This window comes from Sphingomonas bacterium (assembly GCF_903644055.1).
Lineage (GTDB): Bacteria > Pseudomonadota > Alphaproteobacteria > Sphingomonadales > Sphingomonadaceae > Sphingomonas_I.
Map to the genome: position 1 here is coordinate 1 of NZ_CAHJXD010000092.1, position 7,237 is coordinate 7,237.

Consider the following 7,237-nt stretch of genomic DNA (forward strand, 5'->3'; position numbering starts at 1 on the left):
GCGCCGGGGGGAGGGGGCTGGTCGCCGCCGCCGCCGCCGGGCGGGCGCTGGCCGAGGCCGGTGTTGCCGAACCGCGCCTGAGCCGCCTTGCGGAACGCCGCGATCGTCGCCGCCGAGGGCTTGAGCGGGATGGAAAGCGTGAAGCCGGTCCGGAGCGATTGCTCGTCCTCGCGATCGAAATTGACCGGGCGCGTGTCGATCCGCGTGAGATCGCCGTTGCCGTTGCGGACGAAGCGATCGGGAAAGGCGTTTTCGATCGCCGCGGTCGGCTCGGGCAGGCCGGCCACCGCATCGCGGATGCGGCTCTTCACGTAATTGACCGTGAAATTGAGATCGGACTTGGGCAGCGGCTTGAACTGCGCGCCGAGCTTGATGACCTGGCGATCGTCCGCGCGAAGCGCCGGATTGCCGCCGCTGATCGCCACGACGTCGGCGGTGACGCCCTTGAACGCATCGAACACGCGAGAATCGGCGGTAATCAGCACGGGATTGCCGAGCTGCTGCACCGTCGGCACGCCCTGGTCGTCGGTATAGGAAAAGAGGAAGGAGACGGGTGCCACCGGCGTCCAGTTGAAGCCGCCGCCATAGGTCCGCTGCGTGCCGAAATCCGAAAGCTGATTGACCGCAAGGTTGAGGTTGGCGGTGAGCGTGCCGAGGATCGAAAGCGTCCCCGTCTTGCGGCTGGCGATCGGCAGATCGAGATTGATCTGCGCGTTGCCGGCGCGGCGCGACAGGCTGGTGTCGGTCACCACCCCGATGCGCTCCGAACGGCCGTCGATCGCGGTGAGAGTGCCGCCGAGCTTGACCGCCGTGGTGACCGCGCCCGCGGGCAGCGCGAACAGCGCGCCGTTGGCGACCATCTGGAGATTGGCGTCGTTGGTCACGGCGCGCGCGCGGTTCGTCAGCAGGCCGCCCAGCGCCGTGGTGAGATCGCCGTTGGGATTGAGCAGGGGATCGCGCGCGGTCAGCCGCGCCTGGATCGCCGTGGTGTCGAGGCCGGTTTCGCTGGCGGTGCGGCTGTCGCCATGATCGTAATTGCCGGTGAAGTTCCAGCGCCACGCGCCGGCATTGCCGTTGAGGCCGAGCCCGAGATGTTCGGTCAGCGAGCGCACGCGCTGGCCGAGCGCATCGTCGCCGAACGTGCGGTTGACGGTCGTGCCCGTCGTGGAAAAGGGGCTGCCGGCCGGAACGATCAGCGCGGCCGAGGGCAGGCCTTGCAGCGCATCGCTCTGCGATCCGGTGAGCGTGGCGTTGGCGGTCGCGGAGATGCCGCCGCCGATCGCGCGCGCATAGACCGCGTTGAGCGTCTCCGTCCTGGTCGCGGGGCGGAGCGTGCGGAAGTCGCTGAGGTCGGCGCCGCTCGCGGCGGGCGAGGCGAGCCCGCGCTGGCTTTCGAGCAGGCGGTCGCTCCGGTTGTAGCGCGCGTCGATATTGACGCGATTGTCGCCCTGGATGCGGAAGATGTCGCCGTTGACGTTGCCGCCGGCGCCGCCGCCCTCGGTCGAAAGGCCGCCTTCGCCCGCCGCCGTCCACGATCTGAAGCGGCGGCGCAGCACGAAGTTGACCACCTTCTGATCGGCGGTGAAGCCATATTTGAGCGCGACCTCCTCGGGCAGGATCTCGGCGCGCAGGATTGCCTCGGTCGGGATGTCGCGGATTTCGGCGAAGCTGGAGATGCGCTTGCCGTTGAGCAGGACCACCGGCGCCTCGCCGCCACGACCGCGCACCCCCGTGGTCTGCGGCGAAAGCTCGCTGAGCAGGTCCGAGATCGAATTGACGCCATAAGCGCGGATATCGGCCGGGGTCAGCGTCTGCTCGGGCGGGATATCGCCGACCACCGAGCCGGGCGGCTTCTGTCCGCGCACCACGATCTCCTCGTCGCCGCCGTCGTCGGTCGCTGTCGCCGCCTGTTTGGGCGCGGCCCCGGTGCCGGTCACGGGCGCGGGCGTAGTCTGGGCGAGCGCTACCGCCGGCAGGCCGGTGGCGAGGAGGAGGATCAGCTTGCCGTTCATGCGCATGCCCCTAGCCGAAAAACGTCACCGAAAATGTCCGCGCTGCAACATGCGCCGTCCCGCATTGATCGGGCGGGCCGACCGCCCCATATTCGCATCCATGCCGGGGCTCCATGCCCCGGCCCGGAGTATCCATGATCGAGACCCTTCCCGTCCTGCCGCTGCGCGATATCGTCGTCTTCCCGCAGATGATCGTTCCCTTGTTCGTCGGCCGCGACAAATCGGTCGCCGCGCTGGAAAGCGCGATGGCGGCGGACAAGTCGATCTTCCTGGTCTCGCAGCTCGATCCGTCCGATGACGATCCCGACGCGACCGGCCTCTACGACATGGGCGTCGTCGCCACCGTGCTGCAACTGCTCAAGCTGCCCGACGGCACGGTGCGCGTGCTGGTCGAGGGCCAGCGCCGCGCCAAGCTGGAAGTGTTGCGCGCGGAGGACAATCACCTCGTTGCCGACATCACCCCGGTCGAGGAGCAGATCGCCGACGCCGAGGACAAGGAGATCGTCGGCCTGATGCGTTCGGTCGTCGAGCAGTTCGAGCGCTATGCGCGGCTCAACAAGAAGCTCTCGGACGAGCTTCCGGGTCAGCTTGCCGAGATCGAGGATGCCGGAAAGCTCGCCGACGCGATCGCCAGCAACATCGCGGTCAAGGTGGCGGACAAGCAGGCGATGCTGGTCGAGGCGCTGCCCGGCCGCCGGCTGGAGATGGCGTTCGGCTTCATGGAGGGCGAGCTCGGTGTGTTGCAGGTCGAGAAGAAGATCCGCAGCCGCGTCAAGCGCCAGATGGAGAAGAGCCAGCGCGAATATTATCTCAACGAGCAGTTGAAGGCGATCCAGCGCGAGCTGGGCACGAGCGAGGGCGACGAGGGCGGCGACGAAATCGCCGAGCTGACGCAGAAGATCGCGACGCTCAAGCTATCGAAGGAAGCGCGCGCCAAGGCGACCGCCGAGGTCAAGAAGCTCCGCACGATGGCGCCGATGAGCGCCGAGGCGACGGTGGTGCGCAACTATCTCGACGTGCTGCTGGGGTTGCCCTGGGGTAAGAAGAGCAAGATCAAGAAGGATATCGCCGCCGCCCAGGCCGTGCTCGATGACGATCATTACGGGCTGGAGAAGGTCAAGGACCGGATCGTCGAATATCTGGCTGTGCAGGCGCGGACTAACAAGCTCAAGGGACCGATCCTCTGCCTCGTCGGCCCGCCGGGTGTCGGCAAGACCTCGCTCGGCCGGTCGATCGCCAAGGCGACGGGGCGCGAGTTCGTGCGCCAGTCGCTCGGCGGCGTGCGCGATGAGGCCGAGATACGCGGCCACCGCCGCACCTATATCGGGTCGCTGCCCGGCAAGATCGTCACCAACCTCAAGAAGGCCGGCACCTCCAACCCCTTGTTCCTGCTCGACGAGATCGACAAGCTCGGCGCGGATTTCCGCGGCGATCCGGCGTCGGCGCTGCTGGAGGTGCTGGACCCCGAGCAGAACGGCAAGTTCCAGGATCATTATCTGGAGATCGACGTCGATCTTTCCGACGTGATGTTCGTGACGACCGCCAATTCGCTTAACCTGCCGCAACCCTTGCTCGATCGCATGGAGATCATCCGGCTGGAGGGCTATACCGAGGACGAGAAGGTCGAGATCGCCAAGGCGCACCTGCTGCAAAAGCAGATCGACGCCCACGGCCTCAAGCCGCAGGAGTTCGTCTTCACCGACGGCGCGCTGCGCGACCTGATCCGCTATTACACGCGCGAGGCGGGCGTCCGCACGCTGGAGCGCGAGATCGCCAAGGTTGCGCGGAAGGCTTTGCGCCGCATCCTCGAAGGCAAGGACAGCCGCATCGAGGTGACGCCCGAAAATCTCGGCGACTTCTCGGGCGTCCGCAAGCATCGCTTCGGCGTCTCCGAGGAGGAGGACCAGATCGGCGCGGTCACCGGGCTCGCCTGGACCGAGGTTGGCGGCGAGCTGCTGACGATCGAGGCGGTCACGGTTCCCGGCAAGGGGCTGGTCAAGACCACGGGCAAGCTCGGCGAGGTGATGCAGGAATCGATCCAGGCGGCCTGGTCGTTCGTCAAGGCGCGCGCGCCGATCTACGGGATCAAGCCCAGCCTGTTCCTCAAGCGGGACGTCCACATCCATCTGCCCGAAGGTGCCGTGCCGAAGGACGGCCCCTCGGCGGGCATCGGCATGGTGACGACGCTGATCTCGACGCTCACCGGGATCCCCGTCCACCGCAACGTCGCGATGACGGGCGAGGTGACGCTGCGCGGACGCGTGCTGCCGATCGGCGGGCTCAAGGAGAAATTGCTCGCGGCACTGCGCGGCGGGATCACCACCGTGCTGATTCCGCAGGAGAATGAGAAGGATCTGGCCGAAATTCCCGCCAATATCCGGCAGGGTCTCGAGATCATTCCCGTCGCGCATGTGGACGAGGTGCTGGCGCGCGCGCTGGTCCGCCCGGTCGTGCCGATCGAGTGGACCGAGGCGGACGAACTGGCGACCGAGCCGCCGCATGCCGGCGCGGCCGAACCGGCGAGCCTCGCCCGCCACTGAGGCGCCTGCTCCCGCCCTTTTCCTGCGATTCTTCGGTTTTTCCGCGCTTTGCCTTTGACAGCGGCGGGGTCGGCGGACTTAGATGCGCCAACCGCAAAGAACGGGGAGGGAGAGAGATGAACAAGCAGGAGCTGATCGCGGCCGTCGCGGAAACGACCGGCCAGGCGCGCACTGATGTCGGGCGCACGGTGGAGACGATGCTCGCGCTGGTCGGGCAGGCGCTCAAGAAGGGCGACGAGGTCCGCCTCGTCGGATTCGGCAATTTCTCGGTGACGCGCCGCAAGGCGTCGACCGGCCGCAACCCGCGCACGGGCGCACCGCTCAAGATCGAGAGCTCGAGCCAGCCCAAGTTTCGGCCCGGCAAGGTGCTCAAGGATCTGGTGAACTGATCCTAGTCCACCCCGGCGAAAGCCGGGGCCCGGAGCATGCCGGGCCGCCATTGCGGCTGGACAGGCCGGAACCGAGCCGGTATCCGCGCCGCCGGCGTGGCCTCTTTCGGGGGCGCATAGCTCAGCGGTAGAGCACACCCTTCACACGGGTGGGGTCGCAGGTTCAATCCCTGCTGCGCCCACCACGCCGCCCACCGGCTTGGCCTCCGCAGCCTTGCGCTCGACAGGAAATGAGGCGCGTGCAGGGCAAGCCGATCGATCGTTACGAGGCGTTGATCGCGGGCGGCGAACTGCGCCCCGATCCCGCGCAGCGCGCCGTCGCCGAGCGGCTCGACGCGCTTGCCAGCGAGCTCGAAACACCGCCGCGCCAGGGGCTGCTCGCGCGGCTGTCGCGCCGCGCCGCGCCGCGTCCGCGCGGGCTCTATATCTGGGGTGGCGTCGGGCGGGGCAAATCGATGCTGATGGACCTGTTCGTCGCGTCGCTGTCGATGCCCGCCAAGCGCCGCGTCCATTTTCACGCCTTCATGCTGGAGGTGCACGATCGGCTGCGGATCGAGCGGCTGCGCGAGGAAGGCGATCCGATCGCGCCGGTGGCCCGCGCGCTCGCCGAGGAGGCGCAATTGCTCGCGTTCGACGAGATGGTCGTCAACAATATGGCCGACGCCGCTATCATGAGCCGCCTGTTCACCGCGATGATGGCGGCGGGCACGGTGATCGTCGCCACCTCCAATCGCGCGCCGGGCGAGCTTTACAAGAACGGGCTCAACCGCCAGCTCTTCCTGCCGTTCATCGGCCTGCTCGAACAGAAGCTCGACGTGCTGACGCTCGACGGGCCGACCGATTATCGGCTGCAACGGCTGGCGGGGTTCCCGACCTGGTACACGCCGCTGGGCGAGCCCGCGACGCAGGCGGTGAGCCGCGCCTTCTTCCGCCTGACCGACTACCCACCCGAGGATCGCGCGCATGTGCCGTCGTGCGAGATTGCGGTGGGGACGGGGCGGACGCTGTATGTCCCCAAAGCGCTAAAGGGGGTGGCGGTCTTCTCGTTCAAGCGGCTGTGCTTCGAGGCGCGCGGGGCCGCCGATTATCTGGCGATCGCGCACGCCTTCCATAGCGTGATCGTCGTCGGCATTCCGCTGCTGACGCCCGAGAAGCGCAACGAGGCGGCGCGCTTCATCACGCTGATCGATGCGTTTTACGAACATGGCGTCAAACTGCTCGCCACCGCCGCCGCCGAACCCGAGCTTCTCTATCCGGCGGGCGATGGCGCGTTCGAGTTCGAGCGCACCGTATCGCGGCTGCGCGAGATGCAATCGGCCGATTATCTCGCGCGCGGGCATGGCGTCGCCTGACCGGTCGATCCGGGCTACCGCGCTTTTCCCCCCTGTGTTAGCGGATGCGGCAAGGGGATTTGCTTGGCTGATCTGGGTATGAGGGCGGGGGGCAGAGCCGCGGGCGTGGCGATCGCCATCGTCGCGGCGCTGATCTTCATCCTGCTCGCGGGCTATTTCGCGACGCTTCAGAATGTCTGGGTCGACGAGAGCACGCAGTTGCTGGGCAGCGCGCTGCCGCCCGGCCGGATGATCGCCTGGCTCGCGGGCCACCCCGAGCCGCTGGGCGTACCCCCCGATCGCATGCCGCCGGTCAGCTATGCGATCGATGCTTTGTGCGGGCGCAGCCTGTGCGGAACGGTACTCGGCTTCCGGTTGCTCCACATGGCGATCGCGGCCGCCGCGATCGCGGCGCTCGTGCTGCTGGCGGCGTGGCGCTACGGCTGGCTCAGCGCGGTGGTCGCGGGCGCATTGCTGACGCTGACGCCGCAGATGGTGCAGACCGGGGTCGAAATCCGCGCCTATCCCCTGTTCTTCGCGGCGACGATCCTCCAGATCATCCTGCTTTATCGGCTGATCGAACGGGAGCCACTTTCGAGCGGAGGGCTGATCGCCTTCGCGCTGGCGGGAGTGCTGGCGATCTACACGCATTTCTTTGGGGTGATCTCGAGCTCGGCGCTATTCAGCGGCTTGATCGCGGCGCGCGCGCGGAGCCGCCGCGAGGCGCTGTGGATCGGCGGGGCGTGGGCGCTGGTTTTGCTGTCGGCGGTGGGGATCGCGCCGTTCGTGATGGGCGCCAGCGCGATCAGCCAGGGGGTCGAGAATGGCGGGCCGCCGACGCCCGCCGCGATCGCCACCTTCCTGCTGCGGATCATCGGCCACAGCTCGATGATGCTGCATCCGGCGCTGGTCGCGATCTTCTGTCTGGCGCTGGGCCTGCTGCTGCTGATCGCGGCGCTCCGGAT

Annotated in this window: 5 protein-coding genes and 1 tRNA gene; 5 read left to right on the forward strand and 1 reads right to left on the reverse strand. The window is 67.7% G+C overall.

Annotation, left to right across the window (positions count from 1 at the left end; translation table 11 throughout):
- A partial coding sequence (locus HUU94_RS03920; RefSeq protein WP_174273808.1) for a TonB-dependent receptor occupies positions 1-2,012 on the reverse strand: 2,012 nt, incomplete at its 3' end.
- A gap of 134 nt (positions 2,013-2,146) precedes the next feature.
- Between HUU94_RS03920 and lon the strand changes: the two genes are divergently transcribed.
- The 5 genes from lon to HUU94_RS03945 all read left to right on the forward strand — a co-directional run.
- Positions 2,147-4,552: an endopeptidase La gene (lon, locus tag HUU94_RS03925; protein WP_174273809.1), complete on the forward strand. Its 2,406-nt coding sequence runs from the start codon at positions 2,147-2,149 to the stop codon at positions 4,550-4,552.
- 116 nt (positions 4,553-4,668) lie between these two features.
- Positions 4,669-4,941: an HU family DNA-binding protein gene (locus HUU94_RS03930; RefSeq protein ID WP_174273810.1), complete on the forward strand. Its 273-nt coding sequence runs from the start codon at positions 4,669-4,671 to the stop codon at positions 4,939-4,941.
- Between the two features lie 110 nt (positions 4,942-5,051).
- Positions 5,052-5,126, forward strand: a tRNA-Val gene (locus HUU94_RS03935).
- Between the two features lie 45 nt (positions 5,127-5,171).
- A complete protein-coding gene (gene zapE / locus HUU94_RS03940) occupies positions 5,172-6,293 on the forward strand; it encodes a cell division protein ZapE (protein ID WP_174273811.1) in 1,122 nt (373 codons plus the stop codon).
- 105 nt (positions 6,294-6,398) lie between these two features.
- Positions 6,399-7,237: glycosyltransferase family 39 protein (locus tag HUU94_RS03945; protein ID WP_174273812.1), on the forward strand; the 839-nt coding region annotated here is incomplete at its 3' end.